This is a genomic window from Streptomyces sp. NBC_00285, assembly GCF_036174265.1.
Taxonomy (GTDB): Bacteria; Actinomycetota; Actinomycetes; order Streptomycetales; family Streptomycetaceae; genus Streptomyces.
In genome coordinates this window covers 3893620-3920600 of the sequence record NZ_CP108055.1, presented here as the reverse complement: position 1 = coordinate 3920600, position 26981 = coordinate 3893620, and the positions used below count along the sequence as shown (strand labels likewise).

Sequence of the window (26981 nt, the reverse complement as noted above, 5' to 3'; positions counted from 1 at the left end):
GTCCATGCGGGTGATGCGAACGGCGACGGATCGGCCGATGCCGTGGGTGCAGGGTCCGTGCGGTCCCGGGCGCAGTACGTCGTGTCACCGGGGGACCGCCGATTCCGGCCACCGTCGTGGCGCCCGGCGGCACGGTGACCTTCGGCCACTCCGTCCCCGGCACCACGGCCGCGAACACCCGTCTGGGCTCGGGCTTCGCCAATCAGAACCCAAAAGATCGTCAGGCGGCGGTGTCCTGAAGGCCGTTGCGCGGGGATCACGTTCATCATGTGGTTCCCGAGTCGCAACGGCTCTTCTGTTGTCTACCTATTTGTCATGCACGCGAACACGCTGGTTCAACGCACGGATCACCCCGGAGCGTGAGCTTTCAGGGTGTCCAAGAGGTCAGCGACGCAAGGGAGTTCGCCCATGTACGGAGCAGCATCACCCGGCCGACGCCGCTTTCTGACCACCGGCGCGGCCGTGCTCGGCGCCGCCGCCTCCGCCCAGCTGTGGCTGCCGGGCAGCGCCAGGGCGGCGGAGACCCCGCTGCCCGACGGCGTGTTCAGCCTCGGTGTGTCCTCCGGCGACCCGCTGCCGGACGGCATCGTGCTGTGGACGCGGCTCGCCCCCGACCCGCTCAACGGCGGCGGCATGCCCGACCGGGCCGTACCGGTCGACTGGGAGCTCGCCGAGGACCAGCGTTTCAGAAAGGTCGTCCGCCGGGGCACCGCGCAGGCCCTGCCCGCATACGGACACAGCGTTCACGTGGATGTACGGGGTCTGCGCGCCGGCCGTGTCTACTGGTACCGCTTCCGCGCCGACGGTCAGCTCTCCCGCACCGGCCGCACCCGCACCGCGCCCGCCCGCAACACCGCCCACGGCACCCTGCGCGTCGCGCTCGCCTCCTGCCAGAACTGGCAGAACGGCTACTTCACGCCGTACGCCGACATGCTGGACCAGGACCCCGACGTCGTGCTGTTCGTCGGCGACTACATCTACGAGTCGGCGCCGTCGTCGGCCGGCCCGCGCCGCCACGAGGGCACGGGGGAGCCGTACACCCTCGTGCAGTACCGCAACCGGTACGCCCAGTACCGCACCGACCCGGACCTCGCCGAGATCCACGCGAACACGCCCTGGGTGGTCACCTTCGACGACCACGAGGTCGACAACGACTGGGCCGGCGAGATCCCCCAGGACCCCGCCAAGCAGCCGCACGACGCGTTCGTGGCCCGGATCACCGCGGCCTTCCAGGCGTACTACGAGCACATGCCGGTCCGTGCCACCGCCGTCCCGAACGGCCCGCACATCCAGATGTACCGGCGCCTGGAGTTCGGCCGTCTGGTGCGGCTGAACGTGCTCGACACCCGGCAGTTCCGCAGCGACCAGGTGACCGACCAGGCGGCCGCCCAGGACCCCTCGCTCACCATGCTCGGCGCCGAGCAGAAGCGGTGGCTCCTGGACGGGCTGCGGGACTCCCCGGCCCGCTGGAACCTCATCGCCTCGCAGATCATGATGGCCGAGACCGACATCCTGCCCGGCGACGGCAAGCTCTGGTACTACGACGCCTGGGACGGCTACCAGGTCGAACGCAACGCCCTCCTGCAGGACTTCCGGCGCGTGCGCAACCCGGTCGTGCTCTCCGGCGACCGCCACCTCACGATGATCAGCGACCTCAGGGAGGACTACGCCGACCCGTCCTCCCGGGTGGTCGGCGCCGAGTTCGTCGGCACCTCCATCTCCAGCAACGGCGACCAGGACCAGGCCGCCTTCCACGCGCAGTGGGACCCGCTGCAGGCCGACAACCCGCACTGGAAGTTCATCGACGCCCACCGCGGCTACCACCTCTTCGACATCGACCGGCACGGCATCGACGCGCAGGTCCGGGGCGTGGACACGGTGGTCCGGCCGCAGGCGACGTCCAGCACGCTGGCGCGGCTGCGGGTGGACGCGGGCAAGCCCGGAGTCCGTTTGGTGTGAGTACGTTGCCTGAGAGGTGCGTGGTCCTCAGCACAGTCCCACGCACCTCTCAGGCAACACTCAGGTAGTTCTCTTACCGTCCTCTGACTATGGAGACGGACTGTACGAGAGACGACCTTCCGGTGAACGGAACGACCGCTCCGCTGCCCGCGGGCACGCGTCTGCTGCACATCGGCCCCCACAAGACCGGCACGACCTCCGTCCAGGGCGCGCTCTTCGCCGCCAAGGACCTGCTGCCCGAGCACGGCGTCGTGTTCCCGGCGCACAGCAGACACCCCATGGAGGCCGCCCTGGCCGCGTGCGCGAGGCCCGCGATGATGGGCGACACCGCGCCCACCGGCAAACACTGGACGCGGCTGCTGGAACAGGTCGAGGCCACGGGCGGGAAGACCTCGGTCATCAGCAGCGAGTTCTTCGCCGACGCCGAGGACGACGCCACCATCGCCCGGATCGTCGAGCAGCTGGGCAGAGAACGCGTGCACATCCTGGTCACGCTGCGGCCGCTCGCGAGGATCATGCCCTCGCAGTGGCAGCAGTACGTGCAGAACGGCCTGCGCATGGGCTACGAGGACTGGCTCACCCACATGCTGAGGAAGGCGCCGTACGAGCAGCCCAACCCCAGCTTCTGGCGCCGGCACCGGCACGACCGGCTCGTCGGGCGCTGGGTCCGCGCGGTCGGCCCCGGGCGGATCACCGTCGTCGTGGTCGACGACCGCGACCGGGACGGTCTGATGCGCACCTTCGAACAGCTCCTCGGGCTGCCCGAGAATCTCCTCCAGCCCGTTCCGGACGCCACGAATCGCTCTCTTACCCTTGCCGAGACCGAAATGCTGCGGAATCTTAACAAGGAATTCCGTGGCAATGGACTGCCGGACGAGTTGTATTCCAAGCTCGTCCGCAACGGCGCGGTCATGCATATGAAGAACACGTGCAACCCCTCGCCCGAGGACGTGAAGATACTCACTCCTCAGTGGGCCGCGGAAGCCGCTGCCGGGATCGGCGCCGAGATGGCCGGGCGCATCGGCGACATGGGCGTGCGGATCGTCGGTGATCCCGCTCTCCTGGCCGCCGTACCGGAGGCGCCCGTCCTGGACGGGATCCCCGCCCCGCGGATCTCGCCCGAGGTGGCGGCCCAGGCGCTGTACGGGGCCCTCGCCGCGGCGGCCGACTCGCCGGTGCGGCACACGTCGCCCGCCAAGGCGCGCACGGTGCACCAGACCTCGTCCAGGGAACTGATGCGGGTACTCGGACACCGGTGCCTGAAGAAGCTGCGGCGCCGCTGAAGTCTTACCCGGCCGCCGTTACCGGCAGTGCGAGATGAATGACAGGTAGCGCGTAGATATGCAGCGAACGGCGGTCGCCTTGCACTGCGGTAACCGCAAGTGGGACCATTTCACCGTTCCCTGTCGCCCCGAGGTAGGTCTTCTGTGTCCCAGCACATCGCCAAGCCCCGTACCACCGCAGTGATCCTGGCCGGTGGTACCGGTCAGCGCGTGGGTCTCTCGATCCCCAAGCAGCTGCTGAAGATCGCCGGCAAGGCAGTCATCGAGCACACTCTGACCACCTTTGAGAACGCCGACTCGATCGACGACATCATCGTCCTGATGGCCCCGGGATACGTTCCGGACATAGAGAAGATCGTGGCCAAGGCCGGTTTCCGCAAGGTCAAGAAGATCATCGAGGGCGGTGCCACCCGCAACGAGACCACCGAGCGCGCCATCGCGGCCCTCGGTGAGGGCCTGGCCGAGGGCGAGGACCGCAACGTCCTGTTCCACGACGCCGTACGCCCCCTGCTCTCGCGGCGCGTCATCGACGACTGCGTGGTCGCGCTGGAGCGCTTCCAGGCGGTCGACGTCGCCATCCCGTCCGCGGACACCATCATCGTCACGCGCACCCACGGCGGCGACGGCGAGTTCATCACCGAGATCCCGGACCGCTCCCGGCTGCGCCGCGGCCAGACCCCGCAGGCCTTCAAGCTGTCCACCATCAAGCGCGCCTACGACGTCGCCGCCGGTGACCCCAACTTCCAGGCCACGGACGACTGTTCGGTCGTGCTCAAGTACCTGCCGGACGTGCCGATCCACGTCGTCGCGGGCGACGAGTACAACATGAAGGTCACCCAGCCCGTCGACGTGTTCATCGCCGACAAGCTGTTCCAGCTCGCTTCCACGGCGGCGCCGGAGCAGGTCGACGAGGCGGCCTACCGCGAGCTGCTGACCGGCAAGACGGTCGTCGTCTTCGGCGGTTCGTACGGCATCGGCAAGGACATCGCCGAACTCGCCAAGTCCTTCGGCTCGACGGTGTACGCCCTCGGCCGCTCCACCACCGGCACCCACGTGGAGAACCCGGAGGAGGTCGACGACGCGCTGTCCAAGGCGTACGGCGAGACCGGGCGCATCGACTACGTCGTCAACACCGCGGGCGTGCTGCGCATCGGCAAGCTCGCCGAGACCGACAACGCCACCATCGAGGAGGCACTGAAGGTCAACTACCTGGCCCCGGTGCAGATCGCCCGCTCCTCCTACAAGTACCTGGTGGAGACCAAGGGCCAGCTGCTGCTGTACACCTCCAGCAGCTACACCCGCGGCCGAGCCGAGTACAGCCTGTACTCCTCGACGAAGGCGGCGATGGTCAACCTGACGCAGGCCCTGTCCGACGAATGGGCGGGTGAAGGCATCCGGGTGAACTGCATCAACCCCGAGCGCACCGCCACGCCCATGCGCACCAAGGCCTTCGGCCAGGAGCCCGCGGGCAGCCTGCTGTCCTCCGAGGCGGTGGCCCGCACCTCGCTCGACGTGCTGCTCTCCGAGCTGACCGGGCACGTCATCGACGTGCGCCAGCAGGACCCGACGGCCTCCGCGGGCCAGGCCACCGGATTCGAGGCCGCGCTGGCCAGTGTCCTGGACCGTCAGGACGGCGTGGCATAATCGGGCACAAATAGTCTTCTGCAAATTCAGGCCTCTGTGGCTGCCCGTTCCTGGTGCATTCACAGGGGCCTGAAGCCTTAAGCGTCACTAATTCGTCAACAACCGGCATCCCTCCCAGAGCAGGTTTTCAGTGATAAGCACCGCTATTCGCGTCGCCCGGGTGGGCAGCGCGGCCGAGCTTGCTGCGGCGGTCCTCATGATGGCGGGCTTCCCCGCCATAATGGTGGCCGCGCTCATCCCGAGCGTTCCCGCCTTCGCGGTCGCGACCGCCGTGACCTACCTCGCGGACCACTATCTGCACCGCAAGGGCAGCTATCTGGTCAACCGCCTCAGCAAGGTGCGCGCCGGTCTGTCGATCCGCTTCCTGATCAGACAGCTCCTGCTGATCCTGCTGCTGGCCCGCATGAACCTCTCGGACGGTCTGATCTTCTACGGGGCGACCGCCTGCTTCATCGCGTTCTACGGCCTGCAGGCCCCGCACGGCGCACTGGTCACCCTGATCCGCAACCGCCGCCGGCTGCCGGTGGCCACCCGCAACGTCGACCTGGCCTCCCGCGTCCGCATCCCGGACGCCCCGCCGCTGGGGCTGCTCAACCGCTCCGCCGAGAAGATGCTCCACCTCGACCTCGCGGCCGTGGTCGGCATACTCCTCGCCGCCCAGCTGGACGCGCCGATGCCCGCCTTCCTCGGCATCGGCGTGACGATTGCGCTCGGCTCCCTGTACGTCGTCGCGCTGATGCCGTACGTGCGCGGCAAGAAGGTCCCGCCGAACGCCGACAAGGTCCTCGCCAAGGTCGACGAGTGGCTGCGCGACTACCGGCCGGAGACGGTGCTGTACTTCTCCGGCTCCAAGGAGTCCGCCTACCAGGTCAACATGTGGCTGGAGACCATGGAGCAGCTGGACTCCAGGCCGCTGATCATCCTGCGTGAGCGCGTCATACTGCAGGGTCTCGCGCCCACCACGGTCCCCGTCATCTGCGTGCCCGGAGGGGTGCACCTGATGAACATGGACCTGTCCACGGTGCGGGTCGCGCTGTACGCGGCGAACGTCGGCAAGAACATCCACCTGCTGCGCGTCCCCACCATGAAGCACGTCTTCATCGGCCACGGCGACAGCGACAAGCTGGCGAGCGTCAACCCGTTCAGCAAGGCGTACGACGAGGTGTGGGTGGCCGGCCGTGCGGGCCGCGACCGCTACGCCATCGCCGACGTCGGCGTCCGCGACGAGGACATCGTCGAGGTCGGCCGCCCGCAGCTGGCGCCGATCCAGGTCCTGGCAGGGGTGCCCGAGGGCCGTATGCCCACGGTCCTGTACGCGCCCACCTGGGAGGGCTGGGACGGCGACCCGGGCAACACCTCGCTCATGCTGGCCGGCGAGAGCATCGTGCGGAAGCTGCTGAAGGCCGACCCTCCGGTGCGGGTCCTCTACAAGCCGCATCCCTTCACCGGCACGGTCCTCGCCAAGGCCGGCGCCGCGCACCAGAAGATCACCGAGCTGATCGAGAAGGCGGCGGCCGAGCGTGCCGCCGACGCCCGTCACCAGGCCGACGCGACCATCCTGGCCGCGGCCAAGGCCGACCTCGCCCGCATCGAGGCCCGGCTCGCGGTCCTGGTCGGTGGCGGCTCGGACAAGGGCGACGAGGCCGAGGCCAGCCGTGACGGCGTGGTCGACGTGGCCAGGTACGAGGAGATCGCCCGCCTGCGCGGCGAGTGGAACGTCGCCTACTGGCGTTCCTTCCCGGTGTGGGAGCACCGGGTGATCTCCGGCTCCGAGCCGCGCCTGTACGACTGCTTCAACGTCGCCGACGCGATGGTCTCCGACATCTCCAGCGTGGTCTCCGACTTCATCGCGAGCGGCAAGCCGTACGCGGTCACGGACTCCGCCGAGCTGGGCGTGGAGGAGTTCAAGCGACAGAACACCGCGGTGCGGGCCGCCACGGTCCTGTCCAACAGCGCGGCCGAACTGGGCGAGCTCCTGGACGCGGTCCGCGTCCAGGCGGCCGACCCGCTGGCCGAGGACCGGGTGGAGCTCAAGCAGTACCTGCTCGGGCCGGACGAGCCGACCTCCCTCGAGCAGTTCAACACCGCGGTGGCGAACCTGGCGATCAAGGCCGAGGCACGCAACGTCGGCCAGGAGTCACGGGCGGCCGCCGGAGCGGCGGAGACCGTGGTCTGACCAGCACTTCGTAAAGAAAGGGTCCGGTTTTCGGCGCTGATTACCGAAAACCGGGCTCTTTTGCGTATATCCCGGTGCCGGAAGCAATCACCGTGACTGGGGGAACCGTGTCCCTTGCGCAGCCTGACGTGACCGTCGTCATCGGGGCCTACGAAGCGATGCCCTACCTGGTCGACTGCCTGGCCTCCGTCGAGGCACAGACCCTCGACCCCGCCCGCATCGAGGTCATCGCCGTCGACGACGGCTCACCGGACGACACCGGGGAGTACCTGGAGGAGTTCGCGGCACGGACACACCTGGACGTCATGGTGGTCCGGCAGGACAACTCCGGCGGCCCCAGCGGCCCGCGCAACGTCGGCCTGGGCAAGGCCACCGGGCGGTACGTCTTCTTCCTCGACGCCGACGACCGGCTCGCCCCGGAGGCGCTGGAGCGGATGGTCGCGATGGGCGACCGCAACGGCACGGACGTCGTCCTCGGCCGGGTCGAGGGCGTCAACCGCAAACCGCCGACGTCGATGTGGGGCCGGACGCTGGAGCGTACCGACGTCTTCTCCTCCAACATCAAGTTCACGCTGAGCGCGCAGAAGCTGTTCCGTCGCGCGTTCCTCGAACAGCACAGCATGCGTTTCGACGAGTCCCTGTGGACCGGCGAGGACGCGCTGTTCACCATGGAGGCCTATCTGCGGGCCGACGGCGTCTCCGTGATCGCCGACCACACCTGCTACTACCTGGTGGGCCGCGAGGACGGCAAGCACGTCACCAGGACCGGCAGCCACACCCTGCGCTTCGACTCCGCGCGGGCCCTGATGAACCTGATCGCCGACATGGTCCCCGCGGGCGCGAGACGCGACGCGCTCATGGTCCGCCCCTTCCTCGTCACCCTGCTCCCGCAGTTCGGCCCGAAGTTCCTGAAGGACAGCGAGGCGGTCCGCCAGGAGAAGCTGGCGTTGGCGAAACCCCTGGTCGACGCCTACTGGACCGGCGAGGTCGCGCACCGCCTCCGCGTGCATGAACGCCTGCGGCTCCAGCTGGTTGCCTCGGGCCGCCCGGATCTCCTGGTGGCGGTCCTGGAGTTCATGAGGACGAAGAAGATCCCGGAGCCGGTGCTCGCGAAGGGGGGCCGCCGCGTCTACCTCGCCTATCCGTACTTCCGCGACGCGTCGGTGGGCCTTCCGGACACGTGGTACCTCGCGGAACCGCGAGAGGCCCGCGAGGTACCGGGCTTCCGCGAGGTCGGGGTCGACCAGCTGGTGCGGCGTGCGGTCCGAAAGGCGCGCAGGGTGCTGGCACACCGGTAGACACTCATCGCGGCAAGGTGAACGTCCCGGAGACGGACACGGTCGCCTCGTCCCTGCGCTGCCCGGGAAGCCGGCGCCCCCGGGCCGCCGCGCACAACGCCTGAACGGCCCTGTCGAACCGTTCCTGCGAAGACGGTTCGTCCGGACCCAGCAACCGCCGCTTCAGCCCGGCCCGCGCTGCCGCGAACGCGTCCCGCTCGGGGTGCCGCACCGCGTCCAGCAGCGCGGGCACCCCCGCCGCGTCCGGCGTCAGCACGGTCGCCGCACCCGCCGTGGGGAAGGCCGCGCGGAACGCGCTCTCGCTCAGCCCGCTGGTGTTCGCGACCGCGTACGGCTTCCCGCTCACCAGGAAGTCGCTGACCACGCTCGACACATCGCTGATCAGCAGGTCGGCCCGGTTGAAGCAGGCGTACAGCGTCGGCCGGGCGGCGGTCACGACCTGGTGCTCCCCCTCGGGGAGCGAGGCCCAGTACGCACGCTCCCAGGCCGCGGTGGCTCGGGTCACCGCTTGGGCGCGGCCCCGCTCGGGCGTGGACTGGAGCAGCATCCGCTCGACCGAGTCCGCTGCGGCCCGGAAAGACGCGGTGGTGAGCCGGTCCAACTCCCGGGTCCTGCAGGTGAGTTCACCGTCGTCGGCGGGCTGTTCCACTGTCCGCTCCCGGTTCGCCGCCCGCACCAGCTCACGGATCCGCCGATCCGCCGCGCCGGCCCGGGCGTCCACCGATCCGGTCAGCGGATGCGGCTTGTACAGCAGCCGCACCCCGGGATCCGCCAGCAGTGCCCGCACGAGGTTCTCCCCGGCCTCGACCACCGAGGTGTTGCCCGGGTTGCCGTCCCAGCCCTCCCAGGTCGGCGCGTACAGCACGGTCAGGTACGTGCCCGTCGGCGGCCCCGAGTGCGGCCGTACGGCGTCCAGCTGCGGGCGGCCGATCTCCACCACGTCCTTGTCCTCGACGCCGACCTCGGCCGCCGCGTACCGCTCGCGTGCCGCGGGACCGGCCACCCACACCTCGTCGTAGGCCTTCGCGTACGGGTTGCAGGAGGACAGCTTGTCGCTCTCGCCGTGGTTGACGAAGGTGTGCTTGATCGTCGGGATCCGCAGGACCTGCGAGGTCTTGCCGGAGTTCGACGGGTGGATGAGGACCTGGAGCGTGGACTGCTCCAGGCGCAGCAGCGTGGACACCTTCGGCAGGCAGACGACGGGGACGTCGGTCGCAGCGATCCGCTGCATCATGAACCGCTCGCGCAGCACGATGACCGGCCTGCCTTCGAGCTCCGCGAGCGGCTCCAGCCACATGTTGGCCTGGTAGGCGGAGGACGCCCCGCCGGAGAAGTAGAGGCCCACGGTCGGCCGGTACTCCGCGAGCCACGCCTCGAACCAGTCCAGCACCTCCTGCTCACCCGCCGGCCGACGGCTCGGCAGCAGCCGTACGAGCAGGTCGTACAGGCCGATGAGGGCGAGCCCGAGGGACATGGCGATGCCGAAGGCCGCACACCCGGGCTCACCGGTGGCCGCGGTGACCAGCAGCCCCGTCGTGGCGGGCAGGCCGTGGACCAGCAGACGGGGCCCTGGGCGGCGCAGCAGGGCGGGCGGGGCCGGGGTCAGACGCAGCGCGGAGGCGTCGATGTTCCGGGTGAGCACCGGCAGGGTGCGGGTGCGGTGGACCAGGACGGAGGCTGACTGGATCGCGCAGTGCAACGCGTAGAAGGCGAGCAGACCGGCGACCAGCAGGGTGTACGCCGTCTCCTCGGCCTCCGGGGCGAGCCGCAGCAGGCCGACGACCAGCAGCAGATCGCGCAGGACGTGCCGCACGGTGATGTCCGCGTGCGTCTTGGCGAACAGCGACACCATGCCGCGCTGCCACCGGTGCAGGACGCCCTCGGCGGCCAGGGAGGCGGCTGTCGCGGCGAGCAGCAACGGGACGTGCGGACGCAGGGCGGCGACGGCCTGGGCGACGACGGCGGCTGCCAGGACGGCGGCGACGAGGGCTCTCGTCGCGGTCTGCCGGCCCGGCAGCCCCAGCGCGGACCGGAGGCGGGGGAGGGGTGTGCGCACTGAGGTCACTCCAAGGTCGTCGCGAGACGGACGCCTTGGTTAACGCGTGCCGACCTTCGGACGACACGCGCGTGTCGTCTGCCTGCCGTGACGGTGAGGTGCCGTGCGGCAGGCAGCGCGCGGGGTCACACGAGCGGGGTCGCGAGGTCCTCGGCCCGTTCCGCGTCCGAGCGGTCGGCCAGCTCGTTGACGGCGGCGTTGAAGCGCTTCATGGAGGAGGGGTGGTCCGGGCCGAGGACGTACTCCTTGAGAACACGGCGCTGCGGGGCCATCGGGTCGTGACGGGGTTCACGGACCGAACGCAGGATCTCCGGCAGCCGGGCGCAGGCGCGGTCGAGCAGATACGCGCCGCCCGCGGTCGTGTAGGCGGCCCGGAACTCCTCGTCGGGCAGGTCCTCGGCGTTGGTCAGGACGTACGGCTTGAGGCTCGCCACGAAGTCGGCGACCACCGAGGAGACGTCACTGATGAGCAGGTCCGCCTGGTTGAAGCACTCGTACAGGGTGGGGAGCTGGTCGAGGATCACGTGGTGGCGAGCGGTGCTCCGGCTCTCCCAGAAGATCCGGTGCCACTCGTCCCGCAGCTCCTGCGACTCGGCCGCGCCGTCCCGGTCGGGGACCCGCGCGTCCCTCAACTGCTGGGCGTCGTCGCCCTCGTGGCGTCCGGACAACTCGTCGAGGCGGGCCCGTATCTCCTGGAGCCGGGGTCTCGCGCTCTCCGCGGCCTTGTCGTCGCCGGCTCTCAGCAGCTCCCTGATGGCCCGGTCCGCGACGGCCGCCTCGGAGGAGCGCTTGCCGGTGAGGGGGTGCGGCTTGTAGATGATCCGGACGTTCTCCGCGAGGAGCCCCTCGATCAGGGGTACGCCCATCGGGATCAGCGAGGTGTGGCAGTCGTCGTCGCTCCAGCCCTCCCAGGTGGGGGCGTACAGGACGACGGGCGCCGGGCCCGGGACGTGGTCGGTGTGCAGCCGGACCGGCGCCAGCTGCGGGCGGCCCACCTCGACGATGGCCTCGTCGCTGATGGCGTGCCGCACCCGCTGGTAGCGGTCCCGGCCGGCCTTCCCGGCCACCCAGATCTCGTCGTACACCTTGCTGACGCGGTTGCTGCTGGCGAGCTTGTCGCTGTCGCCGTGGCCGATGAAGACGTGCTTGGCCTCGGCGACGCGCAGCATGTGGACGTTCTTGCCGGCGTTGCCGGGATAGAGGACGACCCGGACGCCGGACAGCTCCAGCTCGGCCAGGTCGTCCGCCTTGGGCACGCAGACCACGGGTATCCGGGTGCGGCCGAGGAAGCGGAACGAGGCCCGCTCGCGCAGGACGATCACCGGGCGCCGGTCGAGCTGTTCCAGCGTCTCGATCCACATGTTGACCTGGTACATGAAGTCGCGGGAGACCGCCGCGAAGCTGAAGTACAGCGCCACCTCGGGCCGGTACCCGGCGAGTTGGCGGTTGACCTCGCCGATCACCGCGTCCCGGCCGGGCATCCGGCGGACCGCGCGGAACCGTCCCAGCAGTGCGGTGAGGGCGGCCAGCGAGGCGACCGTCGTCAGCGCGTACCCCACGTAGGCCGAATACCAGGTTCCGGTTGCCAGCGCGGTGAGAAGGCCCGCGTGGGCCGGAAGATCGAGGTGGAGCAGCTTGCGCAGGAATCGCCGGTAGAGATAGGCGGGCGGCCGTTCCGGGACCTCGATCCCGCTCATGTCGAGATTGCGCACGATCACCGGGAGCACGCGTCTCCTGCGGATTGCGTGATGCACCGCGGAATACATCGTCACCAGCAGGAAATGGGCGCTGAGGGCGGCGAGCCCGGTGACCAGCACCGCGTCCGGCGCGTCCATCCGGTCGGCCAGGGCCAGCAGCATCACCGTGCGCACGGCGAACCGCATGGTGCGGCTGAGCTGTAGTGCCGCCAGGCGGCGGACGAACCCCGGGGCCTTCGCGTGCAGTGCCTCGTCCGCCAGATAGGTCACGGCCCACGCCGCCGTGAAGCCCCACAACGACGGCAGCAGTGCCAGAACGGGGAGCGCCGCGAAACCGGCAGCGAAAAGGATCACCAGGAGAAGCTCGCTTTTCCCGGGAACGCGAAGGACGGCACGCAGCCGACGGATGTTCATGGCCGGTTCGACACGGGCGGAAGGTGAATGGTTGTACATCCGGATGTCGGAAAGAATTCACTTTCGATTAATGGGAGGGTGTACTTCCGCTTTTCTCGGAAGAGGAACCGGCTCGGCCCCGAAAGGCGTCCGATACCGGGTCCGGGGACTGGACGGATGCGCGTCACCACGTCCCCTTCGCGTACATTGCGGGCGAGGTACCCGAAGTGGCGCGAGGGGACAGGACACAAGGTGGCAGGGGCAAGGCAGGCCGTGGGCGAGGCCCGCAGGATCGTCGTCAAGGTGGGCTCCTCCTCGCTGACCACCGCCTCCGGCGGCCTCGACGCCGACCGGGTCGACGCCCTCGTCGACGTCCTCGCGAAGTGCCGTAGCGGCGGCGAGCGCGAGGTCGTGCTCGTCTCCTCCGGTGCCATCGCCGCCGGACTCGCCCCGCTCGGGCTGCGCCGCCGCCCCCGTGACCTCGCCCGCCAGCAGGCCGCCGCCAGCGTCGGCCAGGGCCTCCTCGTCGCCCGCTACACCGCCTCCTTCGCCCGCTACGGCGTCCGCGTCGGCCAAGTACTGCTGACCAGCGACGACATGAGCCGCCGCGCCCACCACCGCAACGCCTCCCGCACCCTCGACAAGCTCCTCGCGATGGGCGCCCTCCCGATCGTCAACGAGAACGACACCGTCGCCACCGACGAGATCCGTTTCGGCGACAACGACCGGCTCGCGGCACTGGTCGCGCATCTCGTCCACGCCGACCTGCTGGTCCTGCTCTCCGACATCGACGGCGTCTACGACGGCGACCCGAGCAGGCCGGGCACCTCGCGGATAGCGGAGGTGCGGGGACCGGCCGACCTGGCGAGCGTCGAGATCGGCAGCGCCGGCAAGGCGGGCGTCGGCACCGGCGGCATGGTCACCAAGGTCGAGGCCGCCCGGATCGCGGCCGCCGCCGGCATCCCCGTGGTGCTGACCAGCACGATCCACGCGTCGGACGCACTGTCCGGCGGCGACACCGGAACCTACTTCCACCCCGCCCGCAAGCGCTCCGCGGACCGGCTGCTGTGGCTCCAGCACGCGTCCACCCCGCAGGGCTCCCTGACCCTGGACGACGGGGCGGTGAAGGCGGTCGTCGACCGCCGCACGTCCCTGCTGCCGGCCGGGATCGCCTCCGTCGAGGGCGAGTTCGTCGCGGGTGACCCCGTCGAACTGCGGGACGGCACAGGGCACGCGGTGGCCCGCGGACTCGTGAACTTCGACGCCAAGGAGATCCCGCGGCTGATCGGCCGCTCCACCCGGGAACTGGCGCGGGAACTGGGGCCCGCGTACGAGCGGGAGGTCGTCCACCGGGACGATCTCGTGATCCTGCACCCCTGACAGCCACCTGACGGACACCGGCCGCCTGGCGGCTGCCGGCGCCACAGGCGCCCCGCGTGCCCCGGGTGCCCGAAAACGGGGTGAACGCCCTGCCAAGAGCGTCGCCCTGAGGTGGACGTTCCGCAAAACCGCCCCACGAGCTCTTGCGGCCTGCTCAACTTTGTCTCAGGGACACATTCCGTAGACCCGTGGGGTCGATCTGTGCGTAAAGGAGGCCGTCGTGAGACGAGTGCGCCCTGGGGCGGCCGCGTCCCGCGACGGTGCGGCCGCTTCCCGCGGCAGGTCCGGCGGTGCCGTCGCGCGGGCGGCCGGCGAGGAGCGGACGCTGACGAGCGTCGCCGCCGGGGACAGCTTCCAGCATGAGGAACCCGCGGATCTGCCCCGGCTGTGGCACGTCACGCTCAGCGTCTCCGGCGAGGAGGCTCCGCTCAAGGAGCTCCGGCGCGCCCTCGAACAGCTCGCCCACGACCACCCCTTCCTGCTGACCAGCCGCTACGCCAACGACCACGCGGAGATCCGGTACTGGGAAGAGGCCCGCGACCTGCACGACGCGGCCGCCGTCGCCCTGCGCCTGTGGGGCGAGCACCGCCAGACCGCGGGCCTGCCGCCGTGGGAGATCGTCGGCCTGGAGGTCATCGACCGCCAGACCTACCACCAGCGGATCGCGGAAGGCTACGGTCCGCCGCCCGCGTCGCCGGTCGGAGTCCACCCCTTCTGAGGGCGGCCCTCCGGCGGCTGCCCACCGGTGCCCCTTCGACCCCGTCTCGCGCTGTGAAACATCTGCTGGACGGCCCCGCGCGGCGCACTACCCTTCCGGTATGACCTCGCTCTCGCCGTACGACTCCATGACTCCGGTCACCCAGGCCGCCTACCGGGCCAAGGCCGCCGCCGCCGACCTCGCCCCGCTGCCGAGGGCCGAGAAGGACGACGCGCTGCTCGCCATCGCGGACGCGCTGGAGGTCCGTACGAGCGAGATCGTCGAGGCCAACGCCAAGGACATCGCCAAGGCCCGCGAGGCCGGCACCAGTGAGACCGTCATCGACCGGCTCACCCTCACCCCGGAGCGGGTGCGCGCGATCGCCTCCGACGTCCGGGACGTCGTGGCACTGCCCGACCCCGTCGGCGAGGTCGTCCGCGGCTCGACCCTGCCCAACGGCATCGACCTGCGCCAGGTCCGCGTCCCGCTCGGTGTCGTCGGGATCATCTACGAGGCCCGCCCGAACGTCACGGTCGACGCCGCCGCCCTGTGCCTGAAGTCCGGCAACGCCGTCCTGCTGCGCGGCTCGGCCTCCGCGTACGAGTCGAACGCCGCCCTCGTGCGGGTCCTGCGCGACGCCGTGGGCGGGGCCGGGCTGCCCGCCGACGCCATCCAGCTCGTGCCCGGGGAGAACCGCGAGAGCGTGCGCGAGCTGATGCGCGCCCGCGGCCTGGTCGACGTGCTGATCCCGCGCGGCGGCGCCTCGCTGATCCAGACCGTCGTGACCGAGTCGATCGTCCCCGTCATCGAGACCGGTACCGGCAACTGCCACGTCTACGTCGACGCCCACGCCGACCTCGACATGGCGATCGACATCCTGATCAACTCCAAGGCCCAGCGCCCCAGCGTCTGCAACGCCGCCGAGACCCTCCTCGTCCACCAGGACATCGCCCCCGAGTTCCTGCCCCGCGCCCTGGACGCCCTCGCGGAGGCCGGGGTGACCGTCCACGCCGACCCGCGGGTGCTGGCGTACGCGAAGGACACCAAGGCGACCGTCGTCGAGGCCACGCTCGAGGACTGGGACACCGAGTACCTCTCCTACGACATCGCCGCCGCCGTCGTCGACTCGCTCGACAAGGCCGTCGAACACATCCGGCTGTGGACCTCCGGCCACACCGAGGCCATCGTCACCACCTCCCAGCAGGCCGCCCGCCGCTTCACCCAGCTGGTCGACTCCACGACCGTCGCGGTCAACGCCTCCACCCGCTTCACCGACGGCGGGCAGTTCGGCTTCGGCGCGGAGATCGGCATCTCCACCCAGAAGCTGCACGCCCGCGGCCCGATGGGCCTGCCGGAGCTGACCAGCACGAAGTACATCGTCACCGGCGACGGGCACATCCGCCGCTGAGCCGGCCTGCCGGGTACGCACGAGCTGCGTCTCACAGGGCGGATGAATTTCCATACCGTCTGCCCAAAATGACCCCCCAGGTCTACTCTGGATCCGTGCCGGAGGACGTGGGGGGCACGCCGTCCCCTGACGGCTGGGAGCCCGACGACGACCACGACCGCGGGGTGTCGGACGAAGAGTTCGCCTCCGTGGTCTTCGACGAGGCCTTCGTACAGGCGGCCGTGGTGCACGAGCCGACCGCCGTCGAGCGCCTCCTGGCCGCGGCCCAGGCCAGAGCGGAAGCCTCCGAGGCCGAGGCCCGCCGCGCCCGCCCCAGAGGCGAGCGGTACAAGGACGGCTACGGACCCGGCGCTTTCGGCCATGATCCCGAGCTCGACGACCTGAACGACACCGAGATCCTCGAAGGCCGCTACGGCGCCCCGGGGACGTACGGCAAACAGGTCCGCTGGCACCGCCCCGTCGCCTGGATGCTCGCCCTGGTCATGGGCATCGGCATGGTCGCGCTGGCCTTCACCGCGGTCTACCGGGGCTCCTCCTCCGGCAGCCGCGACCGGGTTCCGCCGCCCGCCTCGACCGGCCTGGAACAGGCGAGCACGGTGACCCCCTCGGCGTCCGCCGACTACTCCCAGCCAGCCGTCTCGGCGGTTCCGCGGACTCCCTGAGCACGTCCCGGGCACTCCCTGGGCCGACCTCTGACGTTCCTGGTGAGAACCTGTCAGAACTTGTCGCACAGCAGGGCGTTTACCTGAGCTCCCCGAGACCTACTCTGAAGATATGGGAGGGCCAGGAGACCCGCCTGAGGGGACACCCGAGGGCGGCCCCGGAGGTGGCGAGGAAGAGTACCGATCCGTCGTCTTCGACGAGTCGTTCGTCCGCGCTGCCCGTCTCCAGGAGTACTCCGCGCACGAGCGCATCGCCGACCACGCGCCCGCCGTGCGCCGCCGCCCGCCGCTGCGCCGGGGACTGTCCCGGCAGGCGCTCATTCTGGTCCTGCTGATCGCCCTCGCCTTCGGCACCGCGATCTACATGGGCGTACGGAACCCCTACCAGACCTCCGCGGTCCAGCAGCCCGTCGAGCCGCTGCGGATGACCGTCATCCCGCTGGCCCCCGAGGGCAGCGTCCCGGGCCACCCCGACGCCGAGTACCTGTACGCGCACAGCCCCGCCGCGCAGTTCCGTATCGGCGCCGAGGGCATCCCGCTGCCGGTCTCCCGCCGCACCGAGCACTTCTCCGACAGCCAGGTCGTGAGCGCGCTGACCACGGCCAAGGACTACATCGTGCGGTCCTCGCTCGACCCGGACGTCCTCGCCGGTGACCAGGTCCGCGGAGTGCGGGTCCTCCTCGACACGGACCAACTCGACCAGTTCGACCAGAGTTTCGCCCACCCGACGGCGGACGGGCGGCACGCGCCGACCGGGTGGCTGGTCCGCTTCGACCCCGCCGAGGCACACCTGGCCGACGACAGGATCCGGGTGCAGGGCAGTCTCCAGGCCGCCGAGACCGACTCGTCGACACTGGAGGTCACCGCGGACCACACCTTCGTCTACGCGCTGCGATCGACCGTCGGCGCGGATGCCGAGGTCTCGCTGTTCACCGTCCGGCGCGAGCTGCACTTCCGGTTCGACCGGGACGACCTGCGGATGCACACGGCCCAGTTGGTCGTCTCCTACGTCCAGGCCGGGCCGCTGTCGTGCGCGGAGGACTCCACGAACCGGTTGCACCCCCTGCTGGCCGGCCAGAGCGCGAAGGCGGGCGGACCGGCCGGCACGGATCCGTTCGCGACGGGCAGTGCGACGGCGCTCTGCGGATCCCTGGCCACCAGCGCACAGCCGAAGGTGTGACCGGGCCGGGCCACCGGTCGGTTCGTCGGGTACGAGCGGGTGGAGGGTGGCGCCGGATGGCGGGTGCGCACCAGTGACGGGTGGGGGCGGCGGGTTCGGGCAGGTGGTGGCCCGGGGCCGGTCACGCCCCGTGGCGGAGCCGCACATCGATGCGCTCGTGCCGATGGGTAGGGCCGGCGCCGGGTCGCGATGGGAACGGTGCGGTCCGGGGCCGGTCATGCCCCGTGGCGGAGCCGCACATCGATACGCTCTCGCGTCGGTACGGCCCCGCGCCCCCAGGACGCGTCAGTCGTCCTCGTCGTTTCGCGGTGGGTCCGTCGGCGGCTGGTCCTGCCCGTTCCGAGGCGTGTCCGCCGGTGGGGCGTCCGGCCCCGGAGCGGAGTTCGAGAAGCCGCCGAAGCCCCGACGAACCCGGCCGCCCAGGTCACCCGCTCCGCCCGCGATGTCGCTGACCAGCTTCATCAGAGGGTCCTTGGAGCTCTTGACGTTCGTCGCGTAACTGGCCGCCGACTCCCGGAAGGAGTCTGAGACCGAGGTGTTCTTGTCCTCGGTACGGCGCGGGTAGTGGCCGTCCATGATCCGCTGGTAGTCGCGGGACTCGGCCCACTTCTTCAGCTCGGCCGCCCGGATGGTGGTGAAGGGGTGGGTGCGCGGCAGGATGTTCAGGATCTTCAGGACCGAGTCGCGCAGGTCACCGCCGGCCTCGTACTCCTCGGCCTGCTTGAGGAACGCGTCCACGTTCATCTCGTGCAGATGGTGGCCGCCGGCGAGCTTCATCAGGCCGCGCATCGAGGCCCGCAGGTCCTGGCCGACCAGCAGGCCCGCCCGGTCCGCCGACAGCTCCGACTTGCGGAACCACTCACGCAGCGCGGTCACGATCGCCATGATCGCGATGTTCCCCAGCGGGATCCACGCCACCTTGAGAGCGAGGCCGGTCAGGAACAGCAGGATGGTCCGGTAGACCGAGTGGCCGGACAGGGCGTGCCCCACCTCGTGTCCGACGACCGCCCGCATCTCCTCCTCGTCGAGCAGGTCGACCAGGCCCGTGGTGACGACGATGATCGGTTCGTCCAGGCCGATACACATCGCGTTCGGCTGCGGGTCCTGGTTGACGTACATCGGCGGGACCTTCTCCAGATCCAGGATGTAACACGCGTCCCGCAGCATGTCGTTGAGATACGCGAACTGCTGGTCGGAGACGCGCACCGAGTCGGACAGGAACAGCAGCCGCAGGCTCCGCTCGGGGAGCAGACCGCTGAGTGCCTTGAACACCGTGTCGAAACCGCTCAGCTTGCGCAGCGCCACCAGGGCGGAGCGGTCGGCGGGATGCTCGTACGCACGCGAGGAGATTTCCGGGAATCGTTTGCGCTGCCTGCTGGGCACGTTCTCGTGTCCGTTGTTCTGTTGGCCGTCGTCGGACATGTCTTCCCCCATGTGCGTCTTTGGCTGTGCCTCTTCGGCCTCTGTGATCCTTTGCGGACCCTTGTGCGGTCCTTTGCGCCCCCGAAGCAGACCCCAGCCTAGGCGGAGATAGCGTGGACGGGCAGTACAGCGAAGGAGTCCACGTCATGGAGCACACCCGGGCCGCCTGGCTCACCGAGGCCGCGAGCGCCGCCGAGCAGCAAGGGTCCGGAAATCTGCTCCGGGTCGTACTGGTCGTGATGTTTGTGGGTTGTGCGTTCACCGCGTGGTTCCTGCTGCGGGGGTACAAGCGGAAGGACGACTGAGGGAGAGCGAAGGTTCCCCGCAGTCCCCGAACGCCTTGCCACCCCCAACGGTGGAGTCGGCGTGATCCTCGCCTCAGTGCCCGCTTACCATGGGCCGACATCTTTATCCCGCCACCGGATAGGTCCTGCCGAAGATGAGCATCCACAGCACCGCTGCCCAGTTGGTCACCCTCGCTGCCGAGGGCGAGGAGCACGGCGGCAACCACGAGAGCCTCAGCCCGCTGGTGACCGGCGGTGGCGCGTTCATCCTGCTGCTGCTTCTGCTGTGGATCACCACCCGTTTCAACCGCGACCGCTGAGGCGCCGGGTGCTCAAAGCAGGGCACTCCGGGCCACCGTCGGACGGTGCCCTCAGGCCGGGCCGGTAGGGTCTGCACGCATGGGAGAGCAGGACATGCCTACCGGCCAGGGCAACGGCCCGTCGAGCCCGGGCAAGCGCCGACTCGGTGTCATGGGCGGAACGTTCGACCCGATCCACCACGGGCACCTCGTGGCGGCCAGCGAGGTCGCCGCGCAGTTCCACCTCGACGAGGTCGTGTTCGTACCGACCGGCCAGCCCTGGCAGAAGACCCACCGCGCGGTCTCGCCGGCCGAGGACCGCTATCTGATGACGGTCATCGCGACCGCGGAGAACCCGCAGTTCTCGGTCAGCCGGATCGACATCGACCGTGGCGGCGCGACCTACACCACGGACACGCTGCGCGACCTGAAGGCCCTGAACCCCGAAACCGATCTCTTCTTCATCACGGGCGCCGACGCCCTCGGCCAGATCCTCACCTGGCGGGACGTGGAAGAGCTGTTCTCCCTCGCGCACTTCATCGGAGTCACCCGGCCGGGGCACACCCTGGCCGACCCCGGACTGCCCGAGGGCGGCGTCTCGCTCGTCGAGGTCCCCGCCCTGGCGATCTCCTCCACCGACTGCCGGGTGAGAGTCGCCAAGGGCGACCCCGTCTGGTATCTGGTGCCGGACGGAGTCGTGCGTTACATCGACAAGCGCGAGCTGTACCGCGACGAGTGAGCCGAGAGGGGCACCGGTGAACGACCGATACGACGCGGGCTACGGCGACGACCAGGAGAACCAGTACGTACTCGTCGGTTACGACGACTACGGCAGGCCGGTCTACCAGCAGGCACCGCCACAGCAGGCCCCCCAGCAGCAGTACGACCCCTACGCACAGCAGGGCTACGGCTACGATCCGTACGCCACGGGCACCCAGAATCCCGTCCCGACGTACGACCCCTACGGCACCGGGCAGCAGGCACCCGTGCCGCCCTATGACCCGTACGCCAACGGGGCCCAGCAGGGCGGCGGTTCGGCGCCGGCCCACGACCCCTACGGCCGGGCCGCAGCGAGCGGCCAGCAGCCCCGCGTCGCCGAGCAGACCACCTACATCCCGCAGCAGGGCACCCGCGGCGAGGGCACGCAGCCGACCACACAGGCCGGCCAGGGGTATGCCGGGGACACCCAGGCCGGCCAGGGTTTCCGTCCCGTGGCCGAGGAGGACCGTCCCGGCGCGGACGGTCCCGGTGCGGAACCTGCCGACGGCGACGAACGGCAGTACCACACCGCGCAGTTCGCGTTCATCGAGGAGCCCGACGGTGACTCCGAGGACGTCATCGACTGGCTCAACTTCACCGAGAACCGCACCGAGCGCCGAGAAGAGGCCAAGCGCCGCGCCCGCAGCCGGCTCGTCGCCCTGGTCGTCGTCCTCGCCCTGGTCGCGGCGGGCGGCGTCGGCTACCTCTGGCACGCCGGAAAGCTGCCCGGCCTCTCGACGCCGGACTCCAAGCGGGGAACCACGATCGCCGCGAGCGCCCAGAACCGCGACGTGATCGTCGTCCATCTGCACAACACCGCGAAGGGCGGCACCTCCACGGCGCTGCTCGTCGACAACACCACCACCAAGCAGGGCACGACGGTCCTGATCCCCAACGCCCTCACCCTGACGGCCGACGACGGTTCGACGACCACCCTCGCCAAGTCGGTCGACGACGACGGCTCCTCCGGGACCCTCGACTCCCTCAACACCGTCCTGGGCACCGATATCCAGGGCACCTGGCGGCTCGACACCCCCTATCTCCAGAACCTGGTCGACCTCGTCGGCAACATCGACGTCGACACCGACACCGCCGTGCCCGACCCGGCCGCCAAGAAGAAGGGCGAGGCACCCCTGGTGAACAAGGGGAAGAGCCAGACCCTCAGCGGCAAGATGGCCGTCGCCTACGCCACCTACCGCGCCTCAGGCGAGGCCCAGAACGCCCAGCTGGAGCGCTTCGGCCAGGTCATGCAGAGCGTGCTGCGCAAACTGTCCTCCGACCCGAAGGCCGCGACCACCACCGTGCAGACGCTGGCTCAGATCCTCGACCCGCCTCTGACCGACAGCGACCTCGGCGCTTTCCTCGCCAAGCTCGCCGACCTCGCCAAGGGCGGCGACTACAAGACCGCGCTGCTGCCCGTCCAGCAGGACGGCACCCTGAGCGCCGAGGCCAGTGCCAGCGTGGTCAAGGACGTCCTCGGCGGCAAGGCGAAGAGCCCCGACAAGGACGCGGCCGTGAGCGTCTCCGTCCAGAACGCCACCGGCGCCAAGGACAACACCGAGAAGGCCCGCGTCATCCTCCTCAACGGCGGCTTCACCTTCGTCGACGGCGGAACGCCCGCCGCCACCCGCGTCACGTCCCAGGTCGTCTACGCCGACGCCTCGGACAAGGCGAACGCCACCGAGGTCGCCAAGACCCTCGGCCTGTCCACCAGTACCGTCAAGAAGGGCACGATCGCGTCGAGCGCGAACGTATCCGTGATCCTCGGCCAGGACTACAAGCCGGACTCCTCGACGTAGGCCCGGCTCCCGGGCCGCCGACGGCCCCCCGCGTGATCTCCACGATCACGTGGGGGGCCGTCGTAGGTCCGTGAGACCCTTGACGTCAATCGACCGCCGACCGAAAGCCTTGTAGTGACCGCCACTGACCGTTCTCTCGAGCTCGTCCGCACCGCCGCGCAGGCGGCCGCCGACAAGCTTGCCCACGATGTGATCGCCTACGACGTCAGCGACGTCCTCTCGATCACCGACGCCTTCCTGCTGGCGTCCGCACCCAACGACCGTCAGGTCAAGTCCATCGTCGACGAGATCGAGGAGCGGCTCCAGAAGGAGCTCGGCGTCAAGCCGGTGCGCCGCGAGGGCGACCGCGAGGCCCGCTGGGTCCTGCTCGACTACGTCGACATCGTCGTCCACGTCCAGCACAGCGAGGAGCGGGTCTTCTACGCCCTGGAGCGGCTGTGGAAGGACTGCCCCCAGCTGGAGCTGCCGGCCGACGCCAAGGCGACCCGCGGCAAGGCCGCGGAGCACGCCGCGCTCCGGACCGAGGAGGACGACGACGCGTTCGGGGAGCCGCGGTGACCGCTCCCACAGGCCGCAAAGGCCGGGGCCGCCGCGTCATCCTGTGGCGGCACGGCCAGACCTCCTGGAACGTGGAACGCCGCTTCCAGGGCACCACCGACGTCGAGCTCACCGAGATCGGCGTCGGTCAGGCCCGCCGCGCCGCCCGGCTGCTGGCCTCCCTCGAGCCTGACGCGATCGTCGCCTCCGACCTCCAGCGGGCCGCGAACACGGCCGCCGAGCTCGCCGAGCTCACCGGCCTGGACGTGACCCACGACGAGGGCCTGCGCGAGACCTACGCGGGCGTCTGGCAGGGGCTGACGCACGAGGAGATCATCGCCCGGCACGGCGAGGAGTACGCCGCGTGGAAGCGCGGCGAGCCGGTGCGCCGTGGCGGTGGCGAACTGGAGACAGAGGTCGCCGACCGCGCCGCGCCCGTCGTTCTCCGGTACGCCGAGAAGCTCCCCGACGACGGCACCCTCGTCGTGGTCAGCCATGGCGGCACGATCCGCACCACCATCGGACGGCTGCTCGGTCTGGAGTCCCGCCACTGGGAGAGCCTCGGTGGCCTCTCCAACTGCTGCTGGTCCGTCCTCGGCGAGGGCGCCCGCGGCTGGCGCCTTCTGGAGCACAACGCCGGCACCCTGCCGGAGCCGGTGCTCGGCGACGACGACTGAGCGGCGGAACCGGCGTCCACCAGGACCCGGACCCGGATTTCACTTTCCGGCAGGTCGCAGGCTAAAGTTCTTCTTGTTCGCCCCCGCCGAGCGGGAAGAACACGCGGGGCTATAGCTCAGTTGGTAGAGCGCCTGCATGGCATGCAGGAGGTCAGGAGTTCAATTCTCCTTAGCTCCACAGATCGACACTCTGTTGAGTTGTCAAAGATCGGTTATGAGGATCCCGTCTTCTTCAGGAGGCGGGATTTTCTGTGTGTTCCCGCAGCCGTGCGGCTTTCTCTCGTGTCTCCTCGTCCTCCGGTGTGTAGACCACGATCCGGCACTCCGGCATCCCGTCGATCGACAGCGACTGCGACGTCATCCGCAGCTCGCCGACGGCGTTGTGACGGAACGTCTTGACCCGGGGCCCCGGCTGGACCACTTCTCCGCTCGCCCACAGCTCGGCGAAGTACGGGCTGGCCGCCGCCAGCGCGCCTATGAAGCCCTCCCAGGCCGGCTCGCCCACATGTCTGCCGTACGAGGACCGCAAGGTCGCCACCATGACGGGCAGTTCGCGCTCCCGGTACATCACCGGACAGGCTTCCTCGGACACCGTGAACAGCGTCCACAGCGCGTTCGGCACCCTGATGTCGACGATCTCCGGGATCAGGAACAGGTCGCGGTAGCCCGGGTTGGTGGCCAGGATGTCGTAGCGCGAGCTGTAGACGACCGCGGGGAGCGGGGCGAGTGCGTCGATGATGCCCTGCACCTCCGGGCCGGTCGACCGCCTCAGTCCCTGCGGGTCGTGGGCGAACGGCACCTGTGCCAGGCGGTACAGATGCTCCCGCTCCGGCGCGTCGAGCCGTAGCGTGCGGGCCACGGCGTCCAGGACCTGGGCGGACGCGTTGATCGGCCGTCCCTGCTCCAGCCAGGTGTACCAGGTCACGCCGACGCCGGAGAGCTGGGCGACCTCCTCCCGGCGCAGCCCCGGGGTGCGCCGCCTGAGGCCTGGCGGCATGCCCACGTCGGCCGGGGTCACCCGGGCACGCCTGCCGCGCAGGAACGAGGCCAGCTCGGGCCGCCGTCGCTGTGTCGTCGCCACTTTCCTGTCCCCCATCGTCATGCTCCCCTCGACACGACCATCCTCGGTGCCGGGACCGTCGCCTGCCAGGTGCTGGCAGTACCCGTATCAGCGGGCTCTCGGCACCCGTACCGAAGTGACCTCAGGCTCGATGCCATGACGACAACACCCCGGACGGGACCGGGTTCCGCACCCGTTTCCTCACCTGCCAAAAGTGAAGCACCCGCCACTGACAATCGGCCCCGGCCGCTGCTCGTCCTCGTCCTCGCCGCCCAGTTCATGGCCCTGCTCGACGTGTTCATCGTGAATGTCGCGGCACCCACCATCGGCACGGAACTGCACGCCTCGGGCGCCGAACTCCAACTGGTCGTCGCCGGATACGCCATCACGTACTCGGTGCTGCTGATCACCGGCGCCCGGCTCGGCGAACGGTTCGGTCACGGCCGGGTCCACCTCATCGGGCTCGCCCTGTTCACGGCGGCCTCGCTCGCCTGCGGACTCGCGCAGGGCTCCACCGAACTGATCGTCTTCCGGCTGGTGCAGGGTGTCGGTTCGGCGGTGATGATCCCGCAGGTGCTCAGCCTGATCCAGCGCAACTTCACCGGTGAGGCCCGGATGAAGGCGCTCGGCGTGTACGCGGCGGTCCTCGCGGTCGGGGCCGCCGCAGGGCAGGTCATCGGCGGAGTCCTGGTCAGCGCAGACCTGTTCGGCACAAGCTGGCGGCCGGTGTTCCTCGTGAACGTGCCGGTGGGCCTCGTCCTGCTGGCCGTCGGCAGCCGGCTCCTGCTGCCCGGGGACCGTGCGACGCCCAGGGACCGGGCGCGCGGTCTCGACCTCCCCGGCCTGGTGCTGCTGGGCGCGGCCGTGTCGCTGTGCACGGTGCCGCTGGTGCTCGGTCAGGAGGAGGGCTGGCCGTCGTGGTCCTGGCTGTCCATGTCCGCCGCCGCACTCCTCTTCACGGTCTTCTGCGTCTACGAGTCGCGGCTGGCCCGGCGAGGAGGCGCCCCGCTGATCGCACCGGGCGTGCTGCGTCATCCCGGGATGGGCCTCGCCGTCTTCCGGATCATGGCGGTCATGGCCGTCAACGGCGGCTTCCTCTTCGTTCTCACCCTGTACGTGCAGGGCGGCCTCGGCTTCAGCGCCCTGCGGGCCGGGCTCTCCTTCGCGCCCACCGCTGTGATCTTCGGCATGGTCGGGCTCACCTGGCGCACCTGGCCGGCCTCCTGGCAGCGTCTGTTGACGCCCGCCGGGTTCGCGATCACCGCGCTGGCCGTACTGGGCGTGGGCCTGGCCCTGAAGGACGGCGGTACGGGAGGCGTGGCGCTGTACGCCGCGTACGCCGGAGTGGGCGTGGGGCTCGCGCTCGCGTTCAGTCCCACACTCACCCGGGCCCTCGCCACAGTGCCGCCCGTCCACGCGGCGGACGCCAGCGGACTGCTCGCCACGGTCACCCAGCTCGGCCAGTTGATCGGTGTCGCGGGTTTCGGAACACTCTTCTTGAACCGACTTGAGTCACTGGGGCCCTCTGGGGCGTATACCTCTGCGGAGGCGCTTTTGGCGTGCATGTTCGCGCTGGCCGGGACCGCTGTGGTGGGTGCCGTGTCCGGACTGGTACTCAGGCGTCGCTGACCGTATTGGTCCGGCCGTGGCAGAATCAAACGGCCGGAAGGGGGCGCGGCCCGACGGGAGGGAGTAGTGATGCCTGCGAGCATCCTCGTGGAGGGCGGCCACCTCTGCGAAGAGGCGTCGTCGAGGGACACGACGGTGCGCCTCATCTGCCCTTCTTGCGGTTCCGTGCACGTCGCCCAGGTACTCGGTGACAACGGCGGAATTTCCTACGTGTGCACGGCCTGCGGCCACAGCTGGAGCTGATCGATGGGTGCACACAGGCGAAAGTGCGACTGGTGCGGCAGCGGGACGCCGATCGTACGCGACATGGAGCCGGTCAATCCCGACTATCAGTACTGGTGCGAGGAGTGCGCGCGGGCGCTGATCATAAAAGGCGACCCCATCGAGACGTACCGCGAACTGGAGGGTGAGCCGATCTACGGCCGCCTCCTCGAAGAACACTGCACGCTCAAACGGTTCTACTCGTTCGTCACTGCTTGAGGCCCGTCGCCGAGGCGGGCCGCAAGGTCTCGAAGGCCTTGGGGCCTCGGGGAAACGATTTGGTGTTCCACCCGGGGGACCGTGTAATGTTGGCGTCGCCGCCGGGGCAACTCGGCGGTTGGCGACACGGGGCTATAGCTCAGTTGGTAGAGCACCTGCATGGCATGCAGGGGGTCAGGAGTTCGAATCTCCTTAGCTCCAC

23 protein-coding genes and 2 tRNA genes are annotated in these 26981 nt (G+C 69.9%); 21 read left to right on the top strand and 4 right to left on the bottom strand.

The annotated features are described in order from the left end of the window. Positions 1-408: 408 nt before the first annotated feature. The 5 genes from OHT57_RS18150 (at position 409) to OHT57_RS18130 (ending at position 8360) form a co-directional block, all read left to right on the top strand. The gene (locus tag OHT57_RS18150) at positions 409-1959 is read left to right on the top strand and encodes an alkaline phosphatase D family protein (RefSeq protein WP_328747469.1); all 1551 of its coding nucleotides are present in this window, start codon (positions 409-411) and stop codon (positions 1957-1959) included. Positions 1960-2048: 89 nt separating this feature from the next. Beyond that, positions 2049-3242: a hypothetical protein gene (locus OHT57_RS18145; protein ID WP_328747468.1), complete on the top strand. Its 1194-nt coding sequence runs from the start codon at positions 2049-2051 to the stop codon at positions 3240-3242. 144 nt (positions 3243-3386) lie between these two features. Beyond that, positions 3387-4886 carry a bifunctional cytidylyltransferase/SDR family oxidoreductase gene (locus tag OHT57_RS18140; protein WP_328747467.1) on the top strand — a complete coding sequence of 500 codons (1500 nt, stop codon included), beginning with the start codon at positions 3387-3389 and terminating at the stop codon, positions 4884-4886. 130 nt (positions 4887-5016) lie between these two features. Beyond that, positions 5017-7062 carry a hypothetical protein gene (locus tag OHT57_RS18135; protein WP_328747466.1) on the top strand — a complete coding sequence of 682 codons (2046 nt, stop codon included), beginning with the start codon at positions 5017-5019 and terminating at the stop codon, positions 7060-7062. 107 nt (positions 7063-7169) lie between these two features. After that, positions 7170-8360 (top strand): glycosyltransferase family 2 protein, encoded by a 1191-nt coding sequence (locus OHT57_RS18130; RefSeq protein WP_328753235.1) that lies wholly within the window; start codon positions 7170-7172, stop codon positions 8358-8360. 4 nt (positions 8361-8364) lie between these two features. Here OHT57_RS18130 and OHT57_RS18125 read toward each other — a convergent pair whose 3' ends face one another. Together OHT57_RS18125 and OHT57_RS18120 are read right to left on the bottom strand one after the other, a co-directional pair. Continuing rightward, a complete protein-coding gene (locus OHT57_RS18125; RefSeq protein WP_328753234.1) occupies positions 8365-10383 on the bottom strand; it encodes a hypothetical protein in 2019 nt (672 codons plus the stop codon). Positions 10384-10541: 158 nt separating this feature from the next. Next, a complete protein-coding gene (locus OHT57_RS18120; RefSeq protein WP_328747465.1) occupies positions 10542-12467 on the bottom strand; it encodes a hypothetical protein in 1926 nt (641 codons plus the stop codon). 312 nt (positions 12468-12779) lie between these two features. Here OHT57_RS18120 and proB point away from each other — a divergent pair, with 312 nt between their 5' ends. The 5 genes from proB to OHT57_RS18095 all read left to right on the top strand — a co-directional run bounded on the left by proB (position 12780) and on the right by OHT57_RS18095 (position 17833). Further along, the gene (gene proB, locus OHT57_RS18115) at positions 12780-13886 is read left to right on the top strand and encodes a glutamate 5-kinase (protein ID WP_328753232.1); all 1107 of its coding nucleotides are present in this window, start codon (positions 12780-12782) and stop codon (positions 13884-13886) included. Between the two features lie 229 nt (positions 13887-14115). Continuing rightward, complete coding sequence (locus tag OHT57_RS18110; protein ID WP_328753231.1) at positions 14116-14604, top strand: hypothetical protein; 489 nt, start codon at positions 14116-14118, stop codon at positions 14602-14604. Between the two features lie 100 nt (positions 14605-14704). After that, the gene (locus OHT57_RS18105; RefSeq protein ID WP_328747464.1) at positions 14705-15991 is read left to right on the top strand and encodes a glutamate-5-semialdehyde dehydrogenase; all 1287 of its coding nucleotides are present in this window, start codon (positions 14705-14707) and stop codon (positions 15989-15991) included. Between the two features lie 95 nt (positions 15992-16086). Next, complete coding sequence (locus tag OHT57_RS18100; protein WP_443053462.1) at positions 16087-16653, top strand: SCO2584 family spore wall biosynthesis protein; 567 nt, start codon at positions 16087-16089, stop codon at positions 16651-16653. Positions 16654-16765: 112 nt separating this feature from the next. Continuing rightward, complete coding sequence (locus tag OHT57_RS18095) at positions 16766-17833, top strand: SCO2583 family membrane protein (protein ID WP_328747462.1); 1068 nt, start codon at positions 16766-16768, stop codon at positions 17831-17833. Between the two features lie 285 nt (positions 17834-18118). On the opposite strand, the gene OHT57_RS18090 is transcribed toward OHT57_RS18095, so the two are convergent. Then, positions 18119-19255 (bottom strand): M48 family metallopeptidase, encoded by a 1137-nt coding sequence (locus OHT57_RS18090; protein WP_328747461.1) that lies wholly within the window; start codon positions 19253-19255, stop codon positions 18119-18121. A 146-nt stretch (positions 19256-19401) separates the two neighbouring features. Between OHT57_RS18090 and OHT57_RS18085 the strand changes: the two genes are divergently transcribed. The 7 genes from OHT57_RS18085 (at position 19402) to OHT57_RS18055 (ending at position 23788) form a co-directional block, all read left to right on the top strand. Beyond that, positions 19402-19560 (top strand): hypothetical protein, encoded by a 159-nt coding sequence (locus OHT57_RS18085; protein WP_328747460.1) that lies wholly within the window; start codon positions 19402-19404, stop codon positions 19558-19560. Positions 19561-19694: 134 nt separating this feature from the next. Further along, positions 19695-19859: a hypothetical protein gene (locus OHT57_RS18080; RefSeq protein WP_328747459.1), complete on the top strand. Its 165-nt coding sequence runs from the start codon at positions 19695-19697 to the stop codon at positions 19857-19859. A 79-nt stretch (positions 19860-19938) separates the two neighbouring features. Further along, positions 19939-20577: a nicotinate-nucleotide adenylyltransferase gene (gene nadD / locus OHT57_RS18075; RefSeq protein ID WP_328747458.1), complete on the top strand. Its 639-nt coding sequence runs from the start codon at positions 19939-19941 to the stop codon at positions 20575-20577. A gap of 16 nt (positions 20578-20593) precedes the next feature. Next, the gene (locus OHT57_RS18070; RefSeq protein ID WP_328747457.1) at positions 20594-22396 is read left to right on the top strand and encodes an LCP family protein; all 1803 of its coding nucleotides are present in this window, start codon (positions 20594-20596) and stop codon (positions 22394-22396) included. Positions 22397-22510: 114 nt separating this feature from the next. Further along, positions 22511-22954, top strand: coding sequence for a ribosome silencing factor (rsfS, locus tag OHT57_RS18065; RefSeq protein WP_328747456.1), 444 nt, complete (start codon positions 22511-22513; stop codon positions 22952-22954). Further along, the gene (locus OHT57_RS18060) at positions 22951-23610 is read left to right on the top strand and encodes a histidine phosphatase family protein (RefSeq protein WP_328747455.1); all 660 of its coding nucleotides are present in this window, start codon (positions 22951-22953) and stop codon (positions 23608-23610) included. Before rsfS ends, OHT57_RS18060 begins: the two co-directional genes overlap by 4 nt. Before the next feature lie 105 nt (positions 23611-23715). Next, a tRNA-Ala gene (locus tag OHT57_RS18055) sits at positions 23716-23788 on the top strand. A gap of 54 nt (positions 23789-23842) precedes the next feature. On the opposite strand, the gene OHT57_RS18050 is transcribed toward OHT57_RS18055, so the two are convergent. Then, entirely contained in the window at positions 23843-24706 is an 864-nt protein-coding gene (locus OHT57_RS18050) for a helix-turn-helix transcriptional regulator (protein WP_328747454.1), read from the bottom strand. Between the two features lie 120 nt (positions 24707-24826). On the opposite strand from OHT57_RS18050, the gene OHT57_RS18045 reads away from it, so the two are divergent. The 4 genes from OHT57_RS18045 to OHT57_RS18030 all read left to right on the top strand — a co-directional run bounded on the left by OHT57_RS18045 (position 24827) and on the right by OHT57_RS18030 (position 26980). Further along, a complete protein-coding gene (locus tag OHT57_RS18045) occupies positions 24827-26299 on the top strand; it encodes an MFS transporter (RefSeq protein WP_328747453.1) in 1473 nt (490 codons plus the stop codon). Between the two features lie 69 nt (positions 26300-26368). Next, positions 26369-26542 carry a hypothetical protein gene (locus tag OHT57_RS18040; RefSeq protein ID WP_328747451.1) on the top strand — a complete coding sequence of 58 codons (174 nt, stop codon included), beginning with the start codon at positions 26369-26371 and terminating at the stop codon, positions 26540-26542. A gap of 3 nt (positions 26543-26545) precedes the next feature. Further along, positions 26546-26779 (top strand): hypothetical protein, encoded by a 234-nt coding sequence (locus tag OHT57_RS18035; protein WP_003976229.1) that lies wholly within the window; start codon positions 26546-26548, stop codon positions 26777-26779. A 128-nt stretch (positions 26780-26907) separates the two neighbouring features. Further along, positions 26908-26980 (top strand) — tRNA-Ala (locus OHT57_RS18030). Position 26981 lies beyond the last annotated feature (1 nt).